Source organism: Mycobacterium sp. 1245111.1 (assembly GCF_001673405.1).
Taxonomy (GTDB): domain Bacteria; phylum Actinomycetota; class Actinomycetes; order Mycobacteriales; family Mycobacteriaceae; genus Mycobacterium.
Genome location: NZ_LZLV01000112.1, coordinates 13,070 through 36,337 on the forward strand (window position 1 = coordinate 13,070; position 23,268 = coordinate 36,337).

General features: G+C 65.2%; 23 protein-coding genes. 10 read left to right on the plus strand and 13 right to left on the minus strand.

What is annotated here, in order from left to right; genetic code table 11:
* Window positions 1-28: 28 nt before the first annotated feature.
* Window positions 29-835: an SDR family NAD(P)-dependent oxidoreductase gene (locus A5658_RS16630; RefSeq protein WP_067337371.1), complete on the plus strand. Its 807-nt coding sequence runs from the start codon at window positions 29-31 to the stop codon at window positions 833-835.
* Between the two features lie 134 nt (window positions 836-969).
* Here A5658_RS16630 and A5658_RS16635 read toward each other — a convergent pair whose 3' ends face one another.
* The 5 genes from A5658_RS16635 to A5658_RS16655 form a co-directional block, all read right to left on the minus strand.
* A complete protein-coding gene (locus A5658_RS16635) occupies window positions 970-2,250 on the minus strand; it encodes a DUF427 domain-containing protein (RefSeq protein ID WP_067337374.1) in 1,281 nt (426 codons plus the stop codon).
* Window positions 2,251-2,336: 86 nt separating this feature from the next.
* On the minus strand, window positions 2,337-3,842 hold the full coding sequence (locus A5658_RS16640; RefSeq protein ID WP_067337378.1) for a class I adenylate-forming enzyme family protein: 1,506 nt from the start codon (window positions 3,840-3,842) through the stop codon (window positions 2,337-2,339).
* Entirely contained in the window at window positions 3,839-4,597 is a 759-nt protein-coding gene (locus tag A5658_RS16645) for an SDR family oxidoreductase (protein ID WP_067337381.1), read from the minus strand. The genes A5658_RS16640 and A5658_RS16645 overlap by 4 nt, the downstream gene beginning before the upstream one ends.
* The gene (locus A5658_RS16650) at window positions 4,594-6,063 is read right to left on the minus strand and encodes an aldehyde dehydrogenase (RefSeq protein WP_067337385.1); all 1,470 of its coding nucleotides are present in this window, start codon (window positions 6,061-6,063) and stop codon (window positions 4,594-4,596) included. The genes A5658_RS16645 and A5658_RS16650 overlap by 4 nt, the downstream gene beginning before the upstream one ends.
* Before the next feature lie 110 nt (window positions 6,064-6,173).
* Entirely contained in the window at window positions 6,174-6,785 is a 612-nt protein-coding gene (locus A5658_RS16655) for a TetR/AcrR family transcriptional regulator (protein ID WP_067337389.1), read from the minus strand.
* A gap of 200 nt (window positions 6,786-6,985) precedes the next feature.
* Between A5658_RS16655 and A5658_RS16660 the strand changes: the two genes are divergently transcribed.
* Window positions 6,986-7,795, plus strand: a complete 810-nt coding sequence (locus A5658_RS16660; RefSeq protein ID WP_082993219.1) for an SDR family NAD(P)-dependent oxidoreductase — start codon at window positions 6,986-6,988, stop codon at window positions 7,793-7,795.
* Window position 7,796: 1 nt separating this feature from the next.
* On the opposite strand, the gene A5658_RS16665 is transcribed toward A5658_RS16660, so the two are convergent.
* The 7 genes from A5658_RS16665 to A5658_RS16695 all read right to left on the minus strand — a co-directional run bounded on the left by A5658_RS16665 (window position 7,797) and on the right by A5658_RS16695 (window position 14,997).
* A complete protein-coding gene (locus tag A5658_RS16665; RefSeq protein ID WP_067337392.1) occupies window positions 7,797-8,474 on the minus strand; it encodes a nuclear transport factor 2 family protein in 678 nt (225 codons plus the stop codon).
* Window positions 8,471-10,111, minus strand: coding sequence for a class I adenylate-forming enzyme family protein (locus tag A5658_RS16670; RefSeq protein WP_082993262.1), 1,641 nt, complete (start codon window positions 10,109-10,111; stop codon window positions 8,471-8,473). The genes A5658_RS16665 and A5658_RS16670 overlap by 4 nt, the downstream gene beginning before the upstream one ends.
* A 14-nt stretch (window positions 10,112-10,125) precedes the next feature.
* Window positions 10,126-10,875, minus strand: a complete 750-nt coding sequence (locus A5658_RS16675) for an SDR family NAD(P)-dependent oxidoreductase (protein ID WP_067338371.1) — start codon at window positions 10,873-10,875, stop codon at window positions 10,126-10,128.
* 40 nt (window positions 10,876-10,915) lie between these two features.
* Entirely contained in the window at window positions 10,916-11,728 is an 813-nt protein-coding gene (locus A5658_RS16680; RefSeq protein ID WP_067337395.1) for an enoyl-CoA hydratase/isomerase family protein, read from the minus strand.
* 114 nt (window positions 11,729-11,842) lie between these two features.
* A complete protein-coding gene (locus tag A5658_RS16685; RefSeq protein ID WP_082993220.1) occupies window positions 11,843-13,036 on the minus strand; it encodes a cytochrome P450 in 1,194 nt (397 codons plus the stop codon).
* Between the two features lie 78 nt (window positions 13,037-13,114).
* Window positions 13,115-14,233: an acyl-CoA dehydrogenase family protein gene (locus A5658_RS16690; RefSeq protein WP_067337398.1), complete on the minus strand. Its 1,119-nt coding sequence runs from the start codon at window positions 14,231-14,233 to the stop codon at window positions 13,115-13,117.
* Window positions 14,230-14,997 carry an enoyl-CoA hydratase/isomerase family protein gene (locus A5658_RS16695; RefSeq protein ID WP_067337401.1) on the minus strand — a complete coding sequence of 256 codons (768 nt, stop codon included), beginning with the start codon at window positions 14,995-14,997 and terminating at the stop codon, window positions 14,230-14,232. The genes A5658_RS16690 and A5658_RS16695 overlap by 4 nt, the downstream gene beginning before the upstream one ends.
* A gap of 148 nt (window positions 14,998-15,145) precedes the next feature.
* On the opposite strand from A5658_RS16695, the gene A5658_RS16700 reads away from it, so the two are divergent.
* The 8 genes from A5658_RS16700 to A5658_RS16735 are packed head-to-tail and all read left to right on the plus strand — an operon-like array spanning window position 15,146 to window position 22,050.
* Window positions 15,146-16,651, plus strand: coding sequence for a class I adenylate-forming enzyme family protein (locus tag A5658_RS16700; protein ID WP_067338377.1), 1,506 nt, complete (start codon window positions 15,146-15,148; stop codon window positions 16,649-16,651).
* Complete coding sequence (locus A5658_RS16705) at window positions 16,648-17,817, plus strand: acetyl-CoA acetyltransferase (protein ID WP_067337404.1); 1,170 nt, start codon at window positions 16,648-16,650, stop codon at window positions 17,815-17,817. The genes A5658_RS16700 and A5658_RS16705 overlap by 4 nt, the downstream gene beginning before the upstream one ends.
* A 10-nt stretch (window positions 17,818-17,827) precedes the next feature.
* Complete coding sequence (locus tag A5658_RS16710) at window positions 17,828-18,244, plus strand: Zn-ribbon domain-containing OB-fold protein (protein ID WP_067337407.1); 417 nt, start codon at window positions 17,828-17,830, stop codon at window positions 18,242-18,244.
* Window positions 18,241-19,038, plus strand: a complete 798-nt coding sequence (locus tag A5658_RS16715; protein WP_067337410.1) for an enoyl-CoA hydratase/isomerase family protein — start codon at window positions 18,241-18,243, stop codon at window positions 19,036-19,038. Before A5658_RS16710 ends, A5658_RS16715 begins: the two co-directional genes overlap by 4 nt.
* Before the next feature lie 15 nt (window positions 19,039-19,053).
* Window positions 19,054-19,992: an SMP-30/gluconolactonase/LRE family protein gene (locus A5658_RS16720; protein ID WP_067338381.1), complete on the plus strand. Its 939-nt coding sequence runs from the start codon at window positions 19,054-19,056 to the stop codon at window positions 19,990-19,992.
* Entirely contained in the window at window positions 19,989-20,783 is a 795-nt protein-coding gene (locus A5658_RS16725) for an SDR family NAD(P)-dependent oxidoreductase (RefSeq protein ID WP_067337413.1), read from the plus strand. The genes A5658_RS16720 and A5658_RS16725 overlap by 4 nt, the downstream gene beginning before the upstream one ends.
* Window positions 20,780-21,271: a MaoC family dehydratase N-terminal domain-containing protein gene (locus tag A5658_RS16730; protein WP_231997344.1), complete on the plus strand. Its 492-nt coding sequence runs from the start codon at window positions 20,780-20,782 to the stop codon at window positions 21,269-21,271. The genes A5658_RS16725 and A5658_RS16730 overlap by 4 nt, the downstream gene beginning before the upstream one ends.
* Window positions 21,268-22,050: an SDR family oxidoreductase gene (locus tag A5658_RS16735; RefSeq protein ID WP_067337416.1), complete on the plus strand. Its 783-nt coding sequence runs from the start codon at window positions 21,268-21,270 to the stop codon at window positions 22,048-22,050. The genes A5658_RS16730 and A5658_RS16735 overlap by 4 nt, the downstream gene beginning before the upstream one ends.
* Before the next feature lie 14 nt (window positions 22,051-22,064).
* Here the strand turns inward: A5658_RS16735 and A5658_RS16740 are convergent, their stop codons facing one another.
* Complete coding sequence (locus A5658_RS16740; protein WP_067337419.1) at window positions 22,065-23,267, minus strand: acyl-CoA dehydrogenase family protein; 1,203 nt, start codon at window positions 23,265-23,267, stop codon at window positions 22,065-22,067.
* Window position 23,268 lies beyond the last annotated feature (1 nt).

The window sequence follows — 23,268 nt, forward strand, 5'->3', positions numbered from 1 at the left end:
AGCACAACGCCGTGTCAAGGAGAGACAGATGGTATTGCGTCGAGATGCTGTATCGCTCGAAGATCGAGTAGCAGTAGTCACCGGCGGCGGCGCCGGGATCGGGCAAGCGATCGCAGCCGCGCTAGCCGAATTCGGCGCCAGGGTGGCGATCTGGGACAAAGACGAAGGGGCGGTCACCTCCACGGCAGACGAGATCGGCGTGCTCGGCTGCGTCACCGACGTGCGCGATGCCGAACAAGTAGACGCAGCACTCACCAAGACCATCGAAATGCATGGCATCCCAAGTATTTTGGTCAACAGCGCAGGAGGCGTGTTCTGGTCGGGCTTGCTGGAGACGTCTCCGAACGGCTGGGAAGCGCTCATTCGCCTCAATCTGACGCAGGTTCTCCTGTGCACTCAGAGGGTCGCGCGCGCGATGGTGAGTACTCAGACCGGCGGCAGCATCATCAATATCACCACGATCGAAGGGGGCCGGGCTGCACCCGGTTTTGCGGCCTACGCCGCGGCCAAGGCCGGCGTCGACAACTTCACCAAGACCGCCGCCCTTGAGCTCGCCCCGCACGGCATCCGCGTCAACGGACTCGCACCCGACTTCACGCTCACCGAGAGCCTGCGCAAGATGGCACCAGTCGGTGCCGAGAATGCCGCATTCATGGTCCCCTTGGGCCGCGCCGGCCATGTCGACGAGATGGCTGGCGCAGCAGTGTTTCTCGCGAGCGACCTCGGCTCGTACGTGACCGGGCAGACGCTGCACGTCGACGGGGGCACGGCGGCGGCGGGGGGTTGGTACCACCATCCAGACGGCGGCCACTACATACTCGGCCGCCCAACGTGAGTCTGCGATGGAGACGCCGAGATCGTTCGTACCGACGACGGCCACCGACTTGTGTTGCGGCACCGAGCCGCCCGGGTGGGCAGACACGCGGTCTCCTTCGTGAGTGTTCGTGATCGCCTACCTGTCGCTGCTGATCACATCGCCGTGCGGCTGTCGTGCCCCATCGCTGCCGGCTCGCGTTCGAACTCGCGGACCATGGCCTGCACCGTGTACGACGCCGCCAAACGACCATCACGGGTGTAGACCCGCCCTTCGCCCTGAACCAGGCCGCGTCCCGACCAGAACGCCCGGTTGGCGTACAAGAGCCATTCGGTGACGTCGATGTCGTCGTGGAAGGCGATGGTGGCTTTCATGATGCCGGTCGACAGGCTGCGGTGTGCGAGTGCTTCACCGAACCCGGGATGGGGAAGCATTCCCGCCGCGATCGTCCAGTGCGTCGTGGACTGTGCCAAGAGCGCTTGATGCAGGTGGGGTGAGCCGGGGTTGTCCCGGAAGCGCGCCCAGGCGTTGATGATTGGCGGGCCGACGCGGTCGGGGTCGGCATCGTAGGCGGCGTCGACGATGCGTAGTTCCCGGCCTGTCATGCCGAAGCCAGCGAAGGGTGTGGCGGCATCGGGGTCTGGCACGTCGGGCATCGGTTCGACGTCGCGAATGACGTCGGGTGCACCTGAGTCCGCCAACATCAGGCCGACGCAGCGCAGGCTGTCGTGCTGGCTGATCCGCACCTCAGTCGTCGAAAATGTGCGGCCCCGACGCAGCACGTCCACGGCTACATCGACGGGTGCAGTGAACGATGCCGACTTGGTGAAGATCATCGATGCTGACGTGATGCGTTGATTGGCCAGAACTTTCGTTGCAGCGACGATGGCCTGAGCGGCGAACTGGCCTCCTTCGACGACGTCGCGCCCACTCGGGCCGTGCGCTGGACCGATGAACCGGGTATCTCCCGCCGGTTCGACGTCGATCAGCCGTAATAGCTCGGCCGCGTCACCCCACAGTGGAAACGAGGCCGGCACCCGTGAGCCGTCCGGCCAACGTTCGACGACAACCACCCGGACATTGCGGCTGTAGAACGACACGTATCCCGCGATGCCCGCAACCTCGTCGAGCGGTTCGCGGTAGGTCCAGGCGACATTCGCCTGAGCGGGCGCCGCTTCCACCAGGTTCCAGTACGTCGCAACACCTTTGAACGGACACACGGTGGTGTCCTCCGAATCGGCGAAATGCTGCCAATGCACTGAGGATTGCGGAAAGTAAAGGCGGTCGACATGATCGGTTTCACTCACGACCAGGCATGCATCGCTCTCGGCCAGCAAAAGGTCGCCGGACCACACTTGGCCAGTAAACGGGCACGGTGTGATGTCGATGCGATAGTCGGGAAATCTCGGCCACGCCGACTCAACCTGTGTCGTCATGTGTCCTCACTTCCGTCGCTCCGAATTCCGGTAGGTATTCGCGCTGTCAAACCCGTTGCGCCTATGGCGATTACGGCTGCTGCTCCTTAGGCGCTCTGGCTGGCGTTGAGTTCGGTGACGAGCTCGCGGCGAAGCACCTTGCCCGTCGCGTTGGTGGGCAGCTCGGCGCGGAAAACGACTCTGTCGGGTGTGCGGCTACCGCGTAGTTGGGAGCGCACGAAGCTGCGCAGATCCTCGGCATCCGGGGTGCTGCGATCGGTGGGGACGACGACGGCGACGATGATTTGGCCCCACTCGGGATCGTCGGCGCCCACGACGGCGCAATCACGCACCTGTGGGTGCTCGACAAGGACGTCTTCGATTTCGGCTGGGGCGATGTTCTCCCCGCCGCGGATGATGGTGTCGTCGGAGCGGCCGCCGATGAACAGGTAGCCGTCCGCGTCCAGGTGGGCGACGTCGCGTGTGGCGAACCAGCCCTGGTCGTCGAGGACCGATCCGATGCCGGTGTAGCGGCCGGATACCTGCTCTCCGCGCACGTAGAGTTCGCCTGTTTCGTTCGGGCCCAAGATCGTGCCGTCGCCGGCACGGATTTGAACGTCGATGGTGGGGACCGGTTGGCCGACCGAGCCGAGGCGTCGGGCGACGGCGGGATCGTCGGAGGCGGCCGCGGCGCGGTGATCTTCGGGACCGAGAACGGCAATCGTCGAGCTGGTCTCGGTGAGGCCGTAGGCGTTGACGAAGCCGACGTCGGGTAGCAGGTGGAGGGCTTTGCGGATGAGGGGAAGGGCGACCTTGGAGCCTCCGTAAGCCAGAGTCCGCAGCGTCGGCAGAGTGGTGTTGGTGGTCTCCAGTGCGGTGACGATGCGGTCCAGCATGGTGGGCACCACCGTTGCCGAGGTCACCGCTTCGGCATCGACCAGGCGGATCCAGGCGTCGGCGTCGAAGGTGGTGAGATACACCATCTTTCGGCCGGCGTAAGGGTTGGACAGTGCCGCGGATACCCCGGCTATGTGGTAGGGCGGCACGCATATCAGCGCGGCGTCTCCGGGGCGAGCGGAGTCGAACTCGACGGTGCCGGTGATGTAGCTGGTGAGGTTGTTATGGGTCAGTTCAACGGCTTTCGGGGCCGAGGTGGTGCCCGAGGTGAACAGCACCACCGCAGCCTCGTCGGGGTCAGCGAACTCGGCGACGGGCTCGGCTGTGCCGGCAGCCGCTACAAACTCCGCTGCGGACATGGTGGCGAATCCCGCGTCGCCCACCGCCTCGCGGTAGGTGTCGTCGACGATGACGAGTGGTCTGGGTAGTCGCTGGATTAGGGTGCGCAGGCTATCGGCGGATAGTCGGTAGTTCAACGGCGTCACTGGCACCGCAGCGCGGGCGGAGGCAAACAGCAGCAGTGGCAGCATCGCTCCGCCGACCCCGACGTAGGCCACGTGCGCGGCTTCCGACGACGCGATGACGCCCGCCCCGCCGTCGGCGAGCGTGCTTAGTTCGTCCAGCGGCAGCCGTTGTTCGTCTGAGACAAGTGCGGCATCGCCAGTGGACCCCAGAGCCGAACCCTGTGCCATTTCCAACAGCAGCGAGATGCTCATAACTTCATGGGCCCAGATGGCGACTTCACCGAGAGGTAGTCCAGCCCGACGTTCGGGTTGTCGATCGCGCCGCCGAAGACACCCGCGAGCACGTCGGCGACTCCCTCGGGGGTCATGCGGCTCTGCTGGACCAGCCCGCGCGACATCCAGTCGCCGACAACGGTTCCCAGCAGGTCCGGGTCGAAGGCGGAGGTGAAGTCGGTCGGGACCGTGCCGGCGACTTCGACGCAGGTGAATCGGTATCCGGGGTGTTCCAGACGCCACGCTACGAGTAGGCGCTCCATCGCGGCTTTGCTCGTGGAGTATGCGCCGAGGGCGTGATGGGGGGATCGGATCGAATCCGATGAGAGTGCGGCGAGGATCGCGGACGGTGTCATTACCGGCAGGTGCGACCGCACGACTTGATGCAGACCGATGACGTTGGTGTTCATCACCGCCGTCCAGTCTTCGGGTTCGGTGTCGACCATCATCTTCAGTGGGGCGTAGCCGGCGCTGTATACCAACAGATCGATCTGGCCGAGAACGTCTTTGGCCGTTTGGGCCGCAGTGACGCAGTCGGCGAAGGAGCAGACGTCGACGCCCACTGCTGTGGCATCGCCGGAGGCCGCGACGACCTCGGCGAGCTTGTCGCTGCGACGGGCCGACAGAACGAGCTGGGCTCCTTCTTTGCCGGCCCGGATGGCGAACGCTCGCCCGATGCCAGCCGATGCGCCGACTACGACGATGCGCTTGCCTGCCAAGGATCGTTCGCTCATCGCGCGCCCTCGGCGATCGATTTGATCTCGAGGTACTCCTCGAAGCCCGCTACGCCCATCTCCCGTCCGATGCCACTGTGCTTGTAGCCTCCGAACGGCACGTCGACGCCGTAGAAGACGCCACCGTTGACATTGACGGTGCCGGTGCGCATCCGATTGGCGACCGCGCGTGCCCGCTCGTTGGATGCGCTGACCACCGCACCCGACAGGCCGTACCGGGAATTGTTGGCGATCTCGACGGCGTGATCGTCACCGTCGTGCGGTATCACGGCGAGCACGGGGCCAAAGATTTCATCCTGTGCCACAGTGGAATTCGGGTCGACGTCGGCCAGCACGGTGGGTTCGACGAAGTAACCGGTCGGCAGATGCGCGGGAACGCCACCGCCGACCGCGATGGTGGCCCCTTCGTCGACGCCCGTCTGTATGTAGCCGAGCACGCGCTGGCGCTGCTCCTCGCGGATCAACGGCCCCATGAGGACCGAGGAGTCAGTGGGATCGCCGAACGGCCAGTTCTTCAACATCTCGGCGAGCGCCTGAACCCCTTCGCGATACTTGTTGCGCGGCAGCAGAAGTCGCGTGGTGTTGGCACACCCCTGGCCGGCGTGGGTGGTAGCAGCGAACGCGGCAGATGTGACGACCGATCCGATGTCGGCGTCGTCGAGTGCGACAAGTGCCGACTTGCCGCCGAGTTCCAGGAAGGCCTTTTTGATTGTCGGTGCTCCGGCGATCATGATTCGCGTCCCGGTAGCGGTGGACCCGGTGAAGGAGATCATGTCGACGCGCGGGTCCTCGCAAAGCTGTTGGCCGACCTCGTGGCCGGCGGAGGTGACGATGTTGATGACACCGGCGGGGATGTCGGTGTGCTCGTGGATCAATTGGCCGAGTAGCGTTGCACCGTAAGGGGTGTCGGGCGCCGGCTTGAGAACGACGGTGTTGCCCGCCGCCAGGGCGGGCACCACTTTGGCCAGGTTGATCTGGACGGGGTAGTTCCACGGAGTGATGGCGCCGACGACACCTACCGGTTCGCGGCGCACGGTGCGGAGGGTTTTCATCCCGAAGGGTTCGGCCAGACCGAGGCTCGTCTCCCATTGGTAGGTCTCGGCAAGGTCGGCTATCCAGGGCAGTCCCGCGATCGGGGCGTCCAACTGGGGCCCGAGTGTCAACGCTACGGGGCATCCGACCTCAGCGACCGTGGTCGCACGCAGGTCGTCGGCATGCTTGGTCAGTGCTTCATGGAGTTGACGTATGCAGCGCACGCGCAGGTCGTGCGATTGCGCCCACTCGGTGTGGTCGAAGGCACGCCGGGCCGCAGTGATGGCGGCAGCCATGTCCGCGCTGGTGCCGTTGGCCGCGATCCCGAAGGCCTGCTCGGTGGCCGGGTTGACGTTGTCGTAGGTCGAGTTGTCCGACGCGCCGACGAGGCTGCCGTCGATCAGCATCCGCTCTTCGCGCCAGATCTCCGCCATGAGTCTCCTGTCGTCGTTTGATCGACGGCATGCAGTCACGCCGCCTCACCAAAGAGAACAGTAGTACAGGAGTTGTTCAGTTGAACAGATAGCGGTACAAACTGCGCGGGTCAGCGCAGGCCGTTGACCGCGAACTTCTCCACGTATTTGCGCACCGTCTGCGGTTTGCTCATGTCGAAGGTCTGGGCTTCGTTCACGGTCGAGAAGGAGTAGATCATGCGCGCCAGCCATTCACTGGCGGCCGTAACGTCCACATTAGAGCCGACCTCGCCGCGCTTCTGGGCCTCACGGACATACGGGACAAGGAATTCCGTCGACCTGCGTACCGCGGTGTCCCCGTCAGAGATCATGTGCCGCATGAGCTCGGCATCGTCGGCCATCAATCGATTCCGGGTGCGATGGTCGAGCAGGATCCTCGCGTGCGTCTCGGCCATGGCGCCCAGCTTCTCGGCCAGGGTGGACTTGTCGGCCATCGCTTCGGCAACGAGTTGATAGAACTTCTGTGCGCCGAATTCGATCGCTGCTTCGATGAGGACGTTGCGGTCTTCGAAATACCGATAGACGGTGCCGCGGGACAAATTGGCCATGCGTGCTACATCCTGAACGCTGGTGCGCTGAATGCCCAGCTGTGTAAAGCACTGATTAGCGGCTTCGAGGATCTGGTCGCGCCGATCGGACTCGTCCTGGTCTTCGACTGCCGCCGCGGCTCGTGGGGTAGCCATCACGCTCCTTGCTGTTGGGAGGGTGCCTCGCCAAGTTCCTTATGCTACGCGACACCAGAGGCATCGGTGTGTCACCGGGACCGTTGGTGTGGGCGTAGTCGCCGCGGCGATTACCGGGCGCGACTGCTCAGATAGACATGCGTTGTTCTATTGTCCTTCTGGGAGTGTGGCGCTGAGTCACCACCGGAGAGGCGGCGGCAGTGGAACTCGGAATCAGGGACCGCAATTTCGTGCTGGTGGGCGGCACGACTGGAATGGGTTTCAGCGCCGCGCAGGAACTCGCCGCTGACGGCGCCAACGTTGCGCTGCTCGCCCGCGACGAACAGCGCGCGTTGGAGCGCGCGAGCCTGCTGAGCGCTACCTACGGCGTGCGTGCAGTCGGCATCGGTGTGGACGCGGCCGCGCCGGGTGACGGGGTCGATAAGGCGATCGATCGTGCTGCCGCAGAATTGGGGCCCCTGCGCGGGCTGGCGGTGACGGCCGGTCCGATGAAGCAACAGGGGCCGTTCGTCGAGCACGGCGACGACTCGTGGGACTGGTACTACCAGATGATCCTGATGGCGACGGTCCGGTCGTGCCGCGCGATCATCCCTCACTTGCAGCGCAATGGCGGAGGGACGATCGTCAATACGGCGGCCTACTCGGTGCGGGCGCCCAAGATCCTCATCCCGCCCTACAACGCGCTGAAGGCTGCGGTCCTGACGCTGTCGAAGATCCTGGCCAAGACTCATGGACCCGATGGGATTCGGGTCAATGTGATGTGTCCGGGCCTCTTCGACACCGAGACCAACGACCACATCCGGGATCAGCGCGCCAAGCAATACGGAGTGCCGCTCGAAGATGCGATCTACACACACCTGTCGAGCAACCCGGACTGGAACATGCGAGTTGCATTGGGGCGTGGCGGGTTTCCGCAGGAAGCTGGAGAACTAGTGGCATTTTTGCTCAGTGATCGTGCGGCGTATATGACCGGTGCCGTCATCAACATCGACGGCGGCACCGACTTCTGAGCTACCGGGCCGCGTTTCTCGGGTCGTCCTTGGCGCGCCCGGTGGGGCTGACGCGCGGCGGGGCATCGGCTCGGCGCAGGGCGCGAAGCCACGTCTCGGCCGCCGGGGGTGCAGGCACCGGTTCGTCGAGTCGGCCCGGGTCCGCGTTCCAGAATTCGCGCCACGACGGGAAGGCATCGTGGAACGCTCCCTCGTGCTGAGGTGCTTTGGGCCAGCGCATCTTTCGAGGACCTAACGGCGGAGCGGTCAGGTCGGTCTGATACCAAAACAGCGGCGTGCGACGCGCAAAGTACCAGCGCCCGCTGCGGCGCTCGTAGGAGTCGAGATAGGCCAATAGCTCGATCACCCATACCGAGTCGGTTTCGAGGTCGTTGCGTGAGTAGACCAGGCCGCTCGCGTGGTCGGCGTCGTGCACGTCGATGACGTGGCCCAAAACACCGTGCGCACTGCCGAGCAGGTCGTGCCGCATCTCGGTGTCGTACCACGCGCGAAGCGCCGCGCGACCGCGGCGCTTGCCCGGTACTCCGACGTCGTCCACGAACAGGTTCACCACCGCGTTGAGATCACGCTGATCGAGAGCGACGGCGTACTTCGCGGCCAGTTGCCGGATCTCGTCGAGCGCCTCCAGGCGAGCCACGCGGGCTAGGAGGTCAGCGAACTCGCCCGCGTCGATCGTCATGCGAGTGCTCCGTCGGCTACCAGCTGGGCGAGGCGAATCTTGTCGATCTTGTTGGTCGAGGTGTACGGCAGATCGTCAGGACTTGGCAGCAGAACCCATTTCTTCGGGACCTTGTAGGCGGCGAGGTCGGCCTTGCAGGCGGCGGCCAGATTGTCCGACGAGAGGACGCAGCCGTCGTTGGGTACGACGACGGCTGATACCAGGGCGCCCTTGTCAGGGTCGGGCACGCCGATGACATAGGCGAGTCGGACGCCCTCGACACGAGTGATCGCCGCCTCCACTTCCACCGGCGCGACGTTGGCGCCCGACGTTTTGATCATGTCGTCGGTGCGGCCGGCGAAGTACAGGTGACCATCACTGTCGCGGTATCCGGCGTCTTTGGTGTGGAACCAACCGTCGATGTCGAAGAGCTGGGCGAGCTGCTTACCCACCATTCCCCGCATCATCGCGTACCCGCGTACGCAAATCTCACCCGTCACGCCGTTGGGGACCTCGTCCCCGTTGTCGTCGACGATCTTGTGCTCATAGCCGGGCGCGTCAACTCCGAGTGAGCCGCGTTTGGATTCGGGTACGGACTCGTGTGGCGGCCACCAGGTGTGGGAACTGCACGTCTCGGTCATTCCCAACTGCGTTACGCGCAACGACACGTCCGGGGCGCGGCGCTCCGGAGCCAGCAGCCCGGGGTGGTAGCCGTCGCGCAGCGAGGACAAATCGGTGCTGGCAAAGGCGGGGTGGTTCGTCAGGGCAGGCCCGACGTGAGGGAATCCCGTTGCATAGGTGGCACGTTCGACCTCCAGCAACCGCAGCACGTCGCCGGCGTCGAAGCGGTGTTCGGTGAGTATGGTGGCGCCCATCTGCATCGGCCCAAGCATTCCGAACACCAGACCGCCCACCCAGAAAAACGCCATCGGCACGTACACCCGATCGGCCGCGGTCCAGTCGTGTTGCTGGGCGATGAAGCGCGAGTGCACGAGGGCGGGCTCATGTGTGTGGATGACGCCCTTGGGGTTTGACGTACTGCCCGAGGTGTAGATCACGACCAGGTCGTCGCTGGGCCGCACGGCGCCCTCACAAGCGCGCAGAAACGATTCGGGCACCGGTTCTGGCCACGCGGTCGGCCAGCGTCGGTCGGAGTTGCCCAGCGGAAGCACGTTGCGCAAATAGGGAAGGTCCGGGAGTTGCAGCGGCCCAACGGCATCGAGGTCGGCATGGGTGGCGTCGAGGACTCGTTGACGGATGTCTTTACCGAGCAGGTTATCGACGGCAAGGACGGTGTGGATGTCGGCATCGCGAAGCAGCCAGGCGAGTTCGGACGCTTGAAAGAACGTGTTGATCGGCACGGCTACCGCGCCGATACGGGTGACCGCGAGAAGCGCCACAGCGAAGTCCACCCCATTGGGCGCCAGGATGCCGATCCGGACACCCTTTGTCACGCCCGCAGCTAGCAGCCTGCGCGCCACTGCCGCCGAATGGGCGTCGGCCTCGGCGTAGGTGATCCGCTCATCGGCCCCGTTGCCGACTGACGAGACGATGAAGTCGTTGGCGCCGTGCTGAGCGGTAAGTGCGGCGATCACTGCAGGCATGACGGCGTCGTACGGCAATGCCGTGTACGCGAACGTCCGGGGTACCGTCCTCATCGACCGCTCCTTGATCAGGGCATCCACTGTCCGCCGGACACCGAAATAAGTTGACCGGTAAGGTGCTTCGCGCCGTCCGAGCACAAGAACGCGACCGTGCGTGCGACATCGGCGGGCTCGCCTAATTCGCCGGTGAGCGTGCTGCCGCGCATCTGGTCCAGTTGGTCTTCACTCTTGCGTGACAGCAGCCACGGGGTGGCGGTGGTGCCGACGACGACGGTGTTCACCCGGACGCCGAGCGGGCCGAGTTGAACCGCCATGAGCCTGCTGAGCCCTTCGATACCGGCCTTGGCGGCGGCGTAGGCGGGCGGCCCGGTGCGAACCCCGTGGGCCGACACAGAACTCACGTTGACGATCGCTCCCGACTTCTGGTCGACCATGTGGCGCGCCACGATCTGAGACATAATGAACGCGCCCTTGAGGTTCACGTCGAGGATTCGGTCCCAGTCGTCGTCCGTCTGGTCGAGAAATGTTGCAGGTAAGGTCATTCCAGCGTTGTTCACCAGGGCGGCGATCGGCCCGTGGGTTGATGCGAGATCTGTCATCGCCTGTTCCACCGCGACACGGTTGGTGATGGATAGCTCGAGTGGAAGAAGAAACCCCGCACGGGCCGACTCTGTCTCGCGGCATTTGGCGATCGCCTTGGCGTTGACGTCCACCGCCGCGACGCGGTAGCCGGCGTCGACGAGCTCGTCACAGATGGACTCGCCGATCCCCCGCGCTCCACCTGTCACGACGGCGACAGGGCGCCGATCCTGCGACACCTGAAAATCCTTTTCTGCTATCACAATCCGATACGTGAGGTCATAGACGGTCGAGTGGTTTGGAGCCGCGCTCCATCAGTGCGCGCATGTACTCCTGGAACTCCCGAGACCCGGACACGACGGTGAGCAGATCGGTCGAAGTCTGCTGATGGGTCCGGAACCCCATGGCTTCCCAGGCGCGGATGAGGCCCATCTTGGTGGCTTGCAGCGTGGCCAGCGGGGCCCGAGCAATGCTCGCCGCGAGCTCCTCCACCTCCGCCTCGAGTCGGTCGGCGGGCACGACTCGGTTCACCAGACCGAAGTCGAGTGCCTCGGCGGCTGAAATCTTCTGAGCCGTATACAGGTACTCGGCAGCGCGCTTGTAGTTCATGAAAACCCATGGCTCGAACATGGTTTCGCAGCCCGGTAAGCCGAAGCCCGGAACCAAGGGCATCTGAAACCACGCGTCGTCGGAGCAGACAGTGATCTCGGGCAGCAGCGCCCACGTCGTGCCACCTCCGATCGCGTAACCATGCACCTGGGCGATGACGGGCTTCGGGAACTCGAAAAGCTTGAGCACGGGCCACAGGAACAGCTGCGCTGCCGAGCGCCAGACCAGTCCGGATGCTTCGCGCTCGGCTTGGAACTCGGGATAGCTGCCGTCCGGAACGTGACCCGAGCAGAACCCCTTGCCGTTCGCCTTGATGATGACCACCTTGATGGAGTAGTCGTATTGCGCGTCGTCGAGAGCGGCGTTCACGCTGTGAACCATCTCCGCGGTTTGCGCGTTGGCGCGGGACGGGTTGTTCAGGATGATCCGGGCGATGGAGCCGTCTTTCTCGTAGACGACGTGTTCGAGTTCCCGGGTTTCCACAGCGCAGATCTCCTCACCGATCTAAACAAATCAACAAAAAGCGTAACAGTGCATACTTGGCGGCCACCCGTGCCGATCGGCACGTTACGGAGGCTGGTCACAGTGCTGAGCCATCTACCGCAACGTCATCTCCAGGCTGGTGTAGCCGCGCACCGTGGCCGTCAGTACTCGGTCGCGGGCGCCGATCGTGTAGTTGGGGAACTTCCTCGCGACGTACTCGAACACCAATTGCGCCTCCCGTCGGGCGAGCCATTGGCCCAGGCAAATGTGAATGCCCCAGCCGAAGTAGACGTCGGTACCCCGCGGCCGGTCCAGCACGAAGCGATCAGGGTCGGCGTAGCGGCGTTCATCGCGATTGGCGCTGCCGAGCAGCAGCAGAACCCAGTCGCCGGCGTCCATGGTGACGCCGTGCTTCTCGACGGATCGGGTCAGGGTTCGCGCCACCCAGTGACTCGGGGTGTCATACCGCAGGGCCTCGTTGACGGCGGCGGGGATCAGCGAAGGGTCGCCGACGATTCGTCGCCACTGGTCGGGATGATCGTGCAGCGCCACGAGGCCGTTGGAAATGAGCTTCTGGGTGGTCTCAGAACCGGCGGCCGACAACAGGTTCGCGAACATCAGCACTTCGTGAGGTGACAGGGCGCGCTCGCCGCCGGCTTCAGGATCTGCGAACGTGGAGTGCAGCACGATGCTGATCAGGTCGTCGCCCGGGTCGGATCGGCGGGCCTCGATGAGCCCGCCGATGTATTCGCTGATCTTCCGGTTGGCGTCGATGGCGCTTTGCGGCATCGCGACCTCACCCTCGTGGCGGGTGAGGAATGCCTCCCACCACACCCTGAGCTGGCCGCGATCGGCAGTGGGTACGCCGAGCAGGTCGCCGATGATGTCGGTGGGGACCGCGAACGCGAACGCCTCCATTGCGTCCACCGTGGAACCCGGCTTGAGCCGATCCAAGTGGTAGTTGACCGTACGTTGCAGCGCGGTCTCCATGGCCGTCACCGCCTTTGGCGTGAAGAATCCCTTGAGCACTCCGCGAATGCGATCATGGCGCGGGGGATCCATGGAGATGACGGAATACTTGCGGCCATCGTTGTCCGGATTCTCCGGTGCCGGACCCAATTTGGACGAGTATGTCTCCCAGTCGCGTAAGGCGCGGGACACGTCGTCGAATCGGGACAGCACCCACCACCGGCTGTCGGGGTCGCGATAGACCGGAGCTTCGTCACGCAGCCGTCGGTACACCGGGTAGGGGTCGTCGAAGATCGCCTTCGAGAACGGCGAATACATCAGCTCGCTGGTCGCTGGCACGCGATGACTCTAACATCGTGCTGCACAGTAGAACGAATGATGATCTTTTGTTCAGCGGCTGGTGGGCTGATGTGTCGGTCAGATCCCGATGCGCTCGGCGAGCAGCGCCCGGTGCTCGTCGGGTGCCCCGAACAGCAACTCCGAGGATTTCGCCCTTTTGAAGTAGAGGTGAGCGGGATGCTCCCAGGTGAACCCGATGCCGCCGTGAATCTGGATGTTTTGCAACGCCGCGTCCACGTATACCTCGGAGCAGTACGCCTTCACCATCGGCGCCAGTAGTGCCAAGCCGTCGCTGAGGTCGGCGGCCGACCACACCGCGTGATACGCGGCCGACCGCGCCGACTCGACGCCGAGCATGATGTCGGCGCATCGGTGCCGGATCGCCTGGAAGGATCCGATCGGCCGACCAAACTGGTGGCGCACTTTCGCATAGCCAACCGACATCTCGAGGCACGCCGCGGCGCCGCCGACCTGCTCGACGGCGACACCGACGGAAGCCACGTCGAGCGCCGTGAGCAGCGGCGCGGCGGCAGCACCGGGTCTTCCGATCAATTCGGCTCGCGCATCGGCGAATTCGACCCGGGCCATTCTGCGGGTGGCATCAACGGTTGATTGCGGCGTACAGGTGACACCGTCGGCATCGGCGTCGAGCACGAACAGGGAGGGCCCCTCTTCCGTGCCCGCCACGAGCAGGATCGCGTCGGCGATGTGGCCGTCGGGCACGAACGAACGGACCCCGGTAAGCGTCCATGATCCATCACGCCCGGTGGCGTGGACCGTGGTTCCCTCGACATCGCGCCGCCCCCAGTCGTCGGTGGCTGCCACCGTGGCGATGAGTTGCCCCGAGGCGATGCCGGGTAGGTACCGCTTCTTAATCTCCTCGTCGTCGGTGAGCAGCAGCAGGTTGGCGGCGAGCACCACGCTCGATAGGAAAGGTGCCGGGAGAAGCGCCCGCCCGAACTCCTCGAGAACGACGCCGATCTCGACGAACGAGTAGCCGGATCCACCGAATTCCTCGGGGATCGCCAGGCTCTGCAGGCCGAGCTGGTCGGCCAACTGCATCCACACCGATCGGTCGAATCCGTCGAGGGTGTCCATTACGCGCCGGACCTCGGCCTCCGGTGCCTGGCGCTCCAGGAAAGACCGCACCGTGCGGCGCAGCTCCTGTTGCTCGTCGGTGAAGACGGCGACGGTCACTCAACCACCCACTGCGGGTCGCGCTTTTCGGCGAAAGCGCGCATCCCTTCGTGATAATCGGGGTGGCTCAGCTGATGCTGCAGAACGTAGCGGTAGGCGACCTCGTGCGCAGAGTGCAACCCGACGTCCAGGCTCGTCCACATGCCCTTGATCGAGGCCTGCGTTGTGGCGGGGCTGAGCTTGGTGATCGCCAGCGCTATTTCTCGGGCCCTCGACTGCAGCCTGTCCGCCGGCACGACCTCGTTGATCAGCCCGATCTCGTAGCCGCGTTGCGCGCTGATGCGACCGTCCTTGGTCATCAGGGCCAGCTGCATCACCATCGAGATCGGCATGCGACGCAGCAAGACCGCGGGCTCCATGGTGAACACATTGCCGACTTTGAGGTGGGTGTCGATGAGCTCGGCGTGCTCGGCGGCGATGATCAGATCGGCGTCGGCGACTTGGTGGAGTCCACCGCCGACGACCATGCCGTTGAGTGCACAGATGACGGGCTTCCAGACTCCGTGGTGCAGACGTGACCCGGGCACCTTGTTGCGAATGCCCGACTCCGCGGTGGCGCGGATGTCCTGTCCTGCACTGAACGCCCTATCGCCGGCCCCCGTGATGATCGCGACGCGGATGTCGGGGTCGTCGCGCACCCGACCCCACGCCCATCCGAGTTCGGTCCTCGTCAGATCGTCGGTGGCGTTGAGCCGTTCCGGCCGATTGATCGTGATGGTCGCGATGTGGTCGCTGACGTCGAACAGGATTCTCTGCAGCTCCACTATTCTCCTTCGACTCGACGAGACACTTTAGCAAACTATGTTCTACTGTTTAATACATTCAGCCGGTCTGTGAACGAATTGACGCTGAGTGTTCCACCGTGCATTATCGTCGCCGGTGGGTGGCAACGACGTTGTGGGAGACCTACTTGTGAGCGGCGATCTCGAACTCAGTGAGCGCATCGCCGCTGTGCTAGCGCTCGATCCGGATGCGGCTGCGATCGAGTTCGGCGGTCAGTGGGTGAGCTGGGGATCGCTCGGGACGGTCGCCGAAGGGGTTCGCGCCAAGCTCGTTGAGACCGGACTCGGGCCAGGGACTCCGGTCGGTTTGGTGCTTCGCAACGACCCCGCCATGATCGCCGCCATGCTCGGCGTGCTTCGGGCGAAATGCTGCATCGTGACGATCAATCCCTCGCACGGCGACACCGGGCTCGCTGTCGACATCGCCAGCCTCAAGCTTCCCGCGATCGTGGCAACAGAAAAGGACTGGGCGCGAGTAGGAGTGCTCGAAGCAGCGGACGGCGCACTCGGACTGAGCGTCAGCGTCTCACCGGACGACGTAACCACGCTGGTCGGCCTCGAGCGCTGTGGTCCAGGGCCCTTCCGCACGGTGCAACCCGGCACGGCGGTCGAGATGCTGACGAGCGGGACCACGGGGCCTCCGAAGCGAGTTCCGCTGGCGCAGAACGCATTCGAGCGCAGCATTAGCGCGGCCGGGAAGCATTACGGGTCCAAGGGTGACGATGGGCCCCGGCTGAGGCCCGGCGTGATGATCGTCAGTTCGCCCCTGGTCCACATGTCGGGTCTGTTCCGCACGCTGCTGTACCTGTGTCAGGGTCGGAAAGTTGCTCTGCTGGAACGCTTTCGGGTTGAGCCGTTTGTCGAACTGGTATTGCGGCATCAACCCAGGGCGGTCAGTTTGGTGCCCGCCGCGCTCGCGATGGTGCTGGACGCCGACGTCGCCCCCGAGGTCTTCGACTGCGTGCAGGTCGTCACGTCCGGCTCGGCCCACCTGCCGGTCGATCTGCAGGTCGCGTTCGAAGACAGGTACAACGTGGCCGTACTGCCCTCTTACGGTGCCACCGAATTCGCCGGCGGTGTTGCGGGATGGACGCTGGCGCTGCACCGCGACTGGGCTGAAGCCAAGCGCGGCAGCGTCGGTCGGGCTCAACCTGGGCGCGAGATCAGGATCGTCAGTCCCGACGACCGCCACGTCCTCGACGTCGGCGAACAGGGCCGAGTCGAAGTGCGCACGGCCGGCGCAGAGTGGGTGCAAACCACTGACCTCGGTCGTGTCGACGGCGACGGATTCGTGTTCATCGACGGGCGGCTCGACGACGTCATCATCAGGGGCGGATTCAAGATCACGCCATCGGACATCGTTGAGGTGTTGCGTGCGCACCCGGCGGTCCACGATGCCGGCGTGACAGGCCTGCCCGACGCGCGGCTGGGGTCGGTTCCGGTGGCCGCTGTCGAACTCAAGGCGGGGCGCTCTGCGACATCCGACGAGCTGCTCGACTTCGTCCGGCAACGCGTGAGCAAGTATCAAGTGCCCGCCCGCCTCGCGGTTGTCGACGTGTTGCCGCGGACACCGTCGATGAAGGTGAGCCAGCCGGGCGTGCGCGCCGTCTTCGAAGCAGAGGAGGAAGACCGATGACCACGCTGCGAGGCGCGGCGGCGATCGTCGGGGTCGCCGACGAGGTGTCGCCTAGCGGCGTCATCGACGTGCCGATCCGGGCGCTGGAAACAACCGTGATCAAGCGCGCCCTCGATGAGGCCGGTTTGACGCTTGCTGACGTCGACGGGCTGTGCTCGAGCACCGGTGGCACGTTGATGCATTCGCTGGAACTCGCCGAACATCTCGGCATCTCACCTCGGTGGACCGATTCGACGCAGACCGGCGGCGCGAGTTACGGACTCTACGTCGAGCATGCGGCGGCGGCGATCGCGGCGGGATTGTGCGAGACGGTGGTCATCTCCTACGCCTCGACGCCACGCGCCGCGCGCAAGCGCGGTGAGAAGGGTATGGGAATCTTCGCGTCCCCCGAGCGTCTCGAGTGGGAGACTCCGTTCGGCTTGTTCCTTCCCATCGGCGCGTATGCGCTTGCAGCCAGCAGACATATGGCCGCGTTCGGGACCACGGCCGAGCAGCTTGCTCAGATCGCCGTCGATACCCGAAAGTGGGCCCAGCGCAATCCGAGGGCGCACCTGCGTGAGCCACTGACCGTCGAGGAGGTGCTGAACTCAGGCTTCATCGCCGAGCCCCTTCACAAACTGGAGTGTTGTCTCGTGACGGACGGCGCGGCCGCCATCGTTGTGACGAGTGCCGAACGGGCAAAGCACCTCCGGAGCACACCGGGTTATGTGCTCGGTGCGGCGTCCGCGGCGACACACACGTCGATCTCGCAGATGCCCGACCTCACCGAGACCCCGGGCGCGATCTCTGGGCCCGCCGCATTCGATGCCGCGGGTTTGACGCCGTCAGACATCGACGTCGTCGAGTTGTACGACTCGTTCACGATCACCGTGCTACTCGCGCTGGAGGATCTCGGGTTCTGCAAGAAGGGTGAGGGCGGACCCTTCGCCGGGGACGGCGTCCTGGCGCCCGGCGGAGCGCGGCAAGGACAGACCACCGGAGGCGGACTGTCCTTCACCCACCCGGGTGCCTTCGGCGCCTTTCTTCTCGTCGAGGCCGTGCGTCAGTTGCGCGGTGAGTGCGGGGATCGCCAAATCGGCGGGGCCACAACAGCGCTCGCCCATGGATGCGGGGGAGTGCTGTCTGCAACCTCCACCGTCATTCTGGGAACAGAGGAAGCGCTGTGAAGGAGATGCCGTGACCGAGATCCGATCTGTACCCGCGCCGAGCCTGGCGTCGGCGCCCTTCTGGGAAGCGACGGAGCGCAAGAAGCTGACCATGCAGCGCTGCGCCACATGCGGACGCCTGGTCTGGTACCCCAGGTACGCCTGCCCGCACTGCGGCAGTGGCGAGCTGCGCTGGGAAGACCTCAGCGGCCGAGGCGTCGTATACGCGGTCAGCGTGCATCACCGTTCCCCGGCTCCCGAATTAGCCGATCGCACACCGTATTCGGTTGTTCTGGTCGACCTTGAGGAGGGCGCGCGGATCATGTCCAACGTCTTCGGCACTGCGCCGAAGATCGGCGACAGTGTCCGCGTCGTGTGGGAACCGCTGGCCGACGGCCGGCACTTACCAGCCTTCACACTCTTCGACGGGGCGGACTCGGCGCCGTGACCTCGGGGCTCACCGTACGCAACGACGGGGCGGTCCGATGGCTCGTCCTCGACCGGCCAGAGATCGGCAATGCGGTCAACCGCGCGATGCAGCGTGAGCTCGTCGAACAACTCGGCTCTATCAGCGCGGACCACGCGGTGCGCGCAGTTGTGCTCACCGCCAGCGGATCTCGGCACTTCTGTACGGGCCCCGACCTCAGTGACCCCGAACTCGCGCCCAGTGGCGACCGCGTCGCCGGCGACGCGAGCCGCATTCTGCGCAACGGTTCGCAGGCGGTGGTGGCGGCACTGCTGGACTGCGAGAAACCCGTCATCTGCGCGTTGAATGGGGTTGCCGCGGGTGTGGGGTCCAGCATGGCGTTGGCGTGCGACCTCATCATCGCCGCACGCAGTGCGCGCTTGATCACGCTCTTCGTCAGGCGCGGGCTGATCCCCGACGGCGGCGCCTCGTACCTGCTTGCGCGCAAATTCCCGTTGAACGTCGCCAAGGAATTGGTGTTCTTCGGCGACGATCTCTCGGTGTCCGACGCGCATCGCCTTGGCGTCGTCAACAAGGTCGTGGACGACGAGGAACTCGAGTCGGAAACCACCGCATGGGCGCAACGACTCGCTGAGGGACCGACAAGGGCGCATGCAGCCGCCAAGGCGATGCTCAACCGAGCACTCGACGGGGACCGCGCCGCGGCATTCGCCACCGAAGCACTGCTTGTCGAGCAGATCGCGGCCACCGACGACGTCGCCGAGGGAGTCGCCGCATTCGTGGAGCGCCGTCCGCCGCAATTCCGCGGGCGCTGACTCATGGTGATCGAGATGCGTTGTATAGCAAAGGGGTTGGGCTTCCCCGAGAGCCCGATTGTGTCACCGGATGGGTCGGTCCTGGTGTCGGAGATCGCCGTGGGACGCATCAGCCGAGTTCAGCCAGATGGGCGCGTCGAGACCTTCTGCGAAACCGGCGGAGGCCCCAATGGTATTGCGTGGCTTCCCGACGGCAGGCTGCTCGTGTGTCAGAACGGCGGCCAGAGTTTCGGTCTGCGGCCCTGGCCGCTCGACATACCGGGAGCAATACCGCTACTACTGCCTTGCGGGCCGCCCGAGCATCCGGTGACACCGCAGCTCCAACTCATCTCTGCCGACGGCGCGACGATCTCAACGTTGGCAACGTCTTTCGTCTCCATCACTGGAGAAGAGTTGCCACTGGCCCGGCCGAGCGACGTCTGCGTGGACGACGCCGGCGGCTTCTACCTGACCGAGGGGATCGCGATGCGCGGTCGGATGCGAGGCATGACCGGCCTGCTCTACGGAACGCCCGACGGCCAGCTGCGTGAACTTGTCTACCCCCTCGAGCTACCCAATGGTGTGGCGCTCTCACCCGACGGAGGCACGGTCTATGTCGCGGAAACGCGCACCCGAAGAGTCTGGGAGTTCGAGGTGCTCGGGCCGGGCAGGCTAGGGCGTGGGCGCACGTTCGCCACGGTGCCCACCGGAGGGCCGATGAACTTCGGTGGGGCAGACGGGCTTTGCGTCGACGCCGCCGGTCGTGTGATCGTTGCAACCATCGGCGCCGGCGGGGTCACGGTGTTCGCTCCCGACGGCGCGTTACTCGGCGCGATCACCGCGGACGACCCCATGACAACCAACGCGGGCCTGAGTCCAGACGGTCGGTCGCTCTTCATCACATTGGCCTCGTCGGGGCGGCTGGTCAGTGTGGACGATTGGCTCGACGCCGTGCACACAGGCAGCACGAGATGAGCCACGAACGGTCCCATCCGGTCAACGCCGCAGGTCGACTACGGGGGCGCGTCGCGCTCGTTACCGGCGCGGCTCAGGGGGTCGGGCGAGGAATCGCGCTGGCGATCGCAGCAGAGGGCGCCGATATCGCGGTCCTCGACCTCAACGCCGATGCCGCGGCCGCAACCGCCGGCGAGTGTCAGGCCCGTGGGGTGCGGGCTATCGCAGTGTCGGCGGATGTTGGGGACCGCCCACAATTCGGCGCAGCCGTCGTCGACGTGCTCACTCAGCTTGGCTCGGTTGACATCCTCGTCAACAACGCCCACGCCTTCGAACTCGGCATCCCGCTCGAGGAGACTACCGAGCAACAGATGGACCGCTCGTGGCGCAGTGCAGTGCTCGGAACGCTGTACGGGATGCAAGTCTGCCTCGAACCGATGCGAGCGCGCGGTGGCGGCAAGATCCTCAACATCGGCTCCGGCTCCGCGCTGGACGGCGAGATCGGCGCGGCAAGCTACGTGAGCGCCAAGGAAGCCGTCCGATCCTTGACCCGCGTCGCGGCGCGCGAGTGGGGGCCGCACGGGATCTACGTCAACACCCTGTGTCCGTTCTCTCGCTCGCCCCGGTGGGAAGCCTTCGCCGAACAGCATCCCGGACGCGTCGAGAAGCAGGCGGCAGCACTACCGCTGCGGCGCGCACCCGGTGACCCCGAACTCGACATCGGCCGTGCCGCAGTGTTTCTGGTCAGCGACGACTCGAGCTACGTCACCGGACAGACGCTCTTCGTCGAGGGCGGGCGGATGCGCACGTGAGCGAGGTCGAGCCAGCAAACAGTCCATTGCTCACCCCGGGCATGCGCTCCCGGCTTGGCATCTGGACTCCGTGGGGGACGCCCAGTCCACCCATCTCACAATCCGACATCAGGCGCTGGGCGATCGCCGTCTACTGGGACACCACCCCGCCGCGCATGTTTTGGGACGAGGACTACGCCCGGGCGACGCGGTGGGGCGGCATCGTGGCCCCCGTCGAATTCAACCCCTTCGCGTGGCCACCGCCGACCGAGACCGAGCCGGCGAGATCGAGTCGCCACGCGGGGCGCAGGGTTAATGGCGGTTGCCGTATGCGGTTCGGTGCGCCGATGCGGCCAGGTGACTGCATCGAGGCGCGCTCGCGCATTGAGAGTTGGCAATCGAAGTCCGGGCGATCCGGCGAACTGCTCTTGGTGGACTTTCGGCACCAGTGGCGTAACCAGCGCGGCGAAGGCGTCCGCGACGCCGTGCACACCTTGATCTACTCATGAACGGCCTGCTCGACGGTCACGTCGTGATCGTCTCGGGGGTCGGGCCGGGGCTCGGCCGTGATCTCGTGCTCGCCTGTGCCCGCCACGGGGCACGTGTCGTGCTGGTCGCCCGGACCCGCCGCACTCTCGAGGAGGTGGCGCACGAGATTGGCGAGCCGTCGCGAACCCACTGCGTGACAATCGATCCCGCCGACCCAGCTGAGCCCGCGCGCGTCGCAGCCGAAACCGTGGAGCGGTTCGGCGCGATCGACGGCCTGGTGAACAACGCGGCGGTGATACCGCCCTTTGTCCCGCTCGTCGACGCCCCGGAGGTCGATGTCGAGCACAGCCTGGAAACGAACTTCTACACCGCCTTACGACTGAGTCGCGCCGTGGTGCCCGCCATGAGGTCACGTGGCCGCGGCTCGATCGTGATGGTGAATTCAGCGGTGATCAGGCATCCGAAACGCGAGTTCGGCGCCTACAGCGTGGCCAAACACGCGATGCTCGGGCTTGCGCGGTCGCTGGCCCTCGAACTGGGCCGGGATGGTATCCGCGTGAACACGTTGGCGCCCGGCAAGATCGACGGTGCGCGACTCGCTGCGTATTTCGACATGCGGGCGCGTGAGCGGGGAGTCGCGCCCGCCGACGTGCGTGCCGAATATGCGTCCGCGCTGGCGCTGGGGCGGATACCGACGGGGGCAGAGTACGCAGACGTCGCCGTGTTCCTGCTCTCGGAGCTGTCGCGTGCGGTCAGCGGTCACGTGCTCGACGCCAACGGCGGGGAATACTTCGACTAAACCAGGGGCGGTCCTCAGCGAGGCATGCCCAATCCGGTCGTCGAGATGAGATCGCGTTGGATCTCACTGGTTCCCCCACCGATCCGGTGTAGCAAGGACAGCAGCAGGCCCTCCGAAAAGTGGCCGTGAAGTACTGCCTGCGGATCGTCGGGCAACAGCTGTCCGCGAGGCCCGAGCAGCCGGGCTCCGAGATCGCGCAGTTCGACCGTGAGTTCGGAATGGTAGAGCTTGGACAATGATGCCAGCGAAGAGTCAAGCGTGCCCGCGGCCTGGTTGACCGCCACCCGGTACGACAGCGCCCGCCCTGCCTCGACCTTTCCGATGATGCGCGCCAACGCATTTCGATTGACAGGTGATGACAGTGGATCGGCGGTGCCACCACGTTGCTCGTGACACCAATCGACAAGCTCGTCGAGGTAGCGCTGCGCCTGCGCGGCTCGCGTGATGTTGGAACGCTCGAAGTCGAGCAGCGCCTTAGCGACGCGCCAGCCCTCACCCTCGTCGCCCACCATGTTGGCTGCCGGAACCCGGACCTCGTCGAAGAATTCCTCGGCGAAGGTGGGATATCCCGCCATCGACCGGATCGGCCGCACAGTCATGCCGGGGCTGGACAGGTCGACGAGAAAAAACGAAATCCCCTCCTGCCGTTTGGCTCCCAGCGGGCGCGTACGCGCCAGCACGAAAATCCAATCCGCCATCATCCCGTTGCTGGTCCACGTTTTTTGCCCGTCGAGCACGTATTCGTCGCCGTCGCGGCGCGCGGTCATCTTCAGCGACGCGAGGTCTGAGCCGGCTTCGGGTTCCGAATACCCTTGTGCCCACATGCGTTCCGAGCGTGCGATAAGTGGGAGATGCTCGGCCTTCTGCTCCGGGGTTCCGTATTGGAAGAGTACGGGAGCCAGCATGTTGACCCCGTTCTGGTTCACCAGCGGCGCCCCGGCGTAGGCGAGCTCCTCCCGGATCACCACCTGTTCGACGACACCCAGGCCGCCGCCGCCGTGAATGACCGGCCAATGCGGGATGAACCAGCCCTTGGCGTGCAGCGCTCGGCAGAACTCGACCGCACGTTCATGCATGTCGCGGGGCAGGTAGTCGGCATTGGCTGCGGTGTGACGGAACTCGTCAGGCAGATTCTCGGCGAGCCAAGACCGCACCTGTATGCGCAGATCGGCAGTTGGACCGTCCAATCCCAAGGACACCAGTTGTGGCAAGGGCACT

Coding starts and splice junctions, on each gene's coding strand:
- A5658_RS16635 (WP_067337374.1), bottom strand. CDS start 2,250: ATGACGACACAGGTTGAGTCGGCGTGGCCGAGATTTCCCGACTATCGC.
- A5658_RS16640 (WP_067337378.1), bottom strand. CDS start 3,842: ATGAGCATCTCGCTGCTGTTGGAAATGGCACAGGGTTCGGCTCTGGGG.
- A5658_RS16650 (WP_067337385.1), bottom strand. CDS start 6,063: ATGGCGGAGATCTGGCGCGAAGAGCGGATGCTGATCGACGGCAGCCTC.
- A5658_RS16735 (WP_067337416.1), top strand. CDS start 21,268: ATGAACGGCCTGCTCGACGGTCACGTCGTGATCGTCTCGGGGGTCGGG.
- A5658_RS16645 (WP_067337381.1), bottom strand. CDS start 4,597: ATGAGCGAACGATCCTTGGCAGGCAAGCGCATCGTCGTAGTCGGCGCA.
- A5658_RS16725 (WP_067337413.1), top strand. CDS start 19,989: ATGAGCCACGAACGGTCCCATCCGGTCAACGCCGCAGGTCGACTACGG.
- A5658_RS16670 (WP_082993262.1), bottom strand. CDS start 10,111: ATGAGGACGGTACCCCGGACGTTCGCGTACACGGCATTGCCGTACGAC.
- A5658_RS16665 (WP_067337392.1), bottom strand. CDS start 8,474: ATGACGATCGACGCGGGCGAGTTCGCTGACCTCCTAGCCCGCGTGGCT.
- A5658_RS16655 (WP_067337389.1), bottom strand. CDS start 6,785: ATGGCTACCCCACGAGCCGCGGCGGCAGTCGAAGACCAGGACGAGTCC.
- A5658_RS16630 (WP_067337371.1), top strand. CDS start 29: ATGGTATTGCGTCGAGATGCTGTATCGCTCGAAGATCGAGTAGCAGTA.
- A5658_RS16720 (WP_067338381.1), top strand. CDS start 19,054: ATGCGTTGTATAGCAAAGGGGTTGGGCTTCCCCGAGAGCCCGATTGTG.
- A5658_RS16705 (WP_067337404.1), top strand. CDS start 16,648: ATGACCACGCTGCGAGGCGCGGCGGCGATCGTCGGGGTCGCCGACGAG.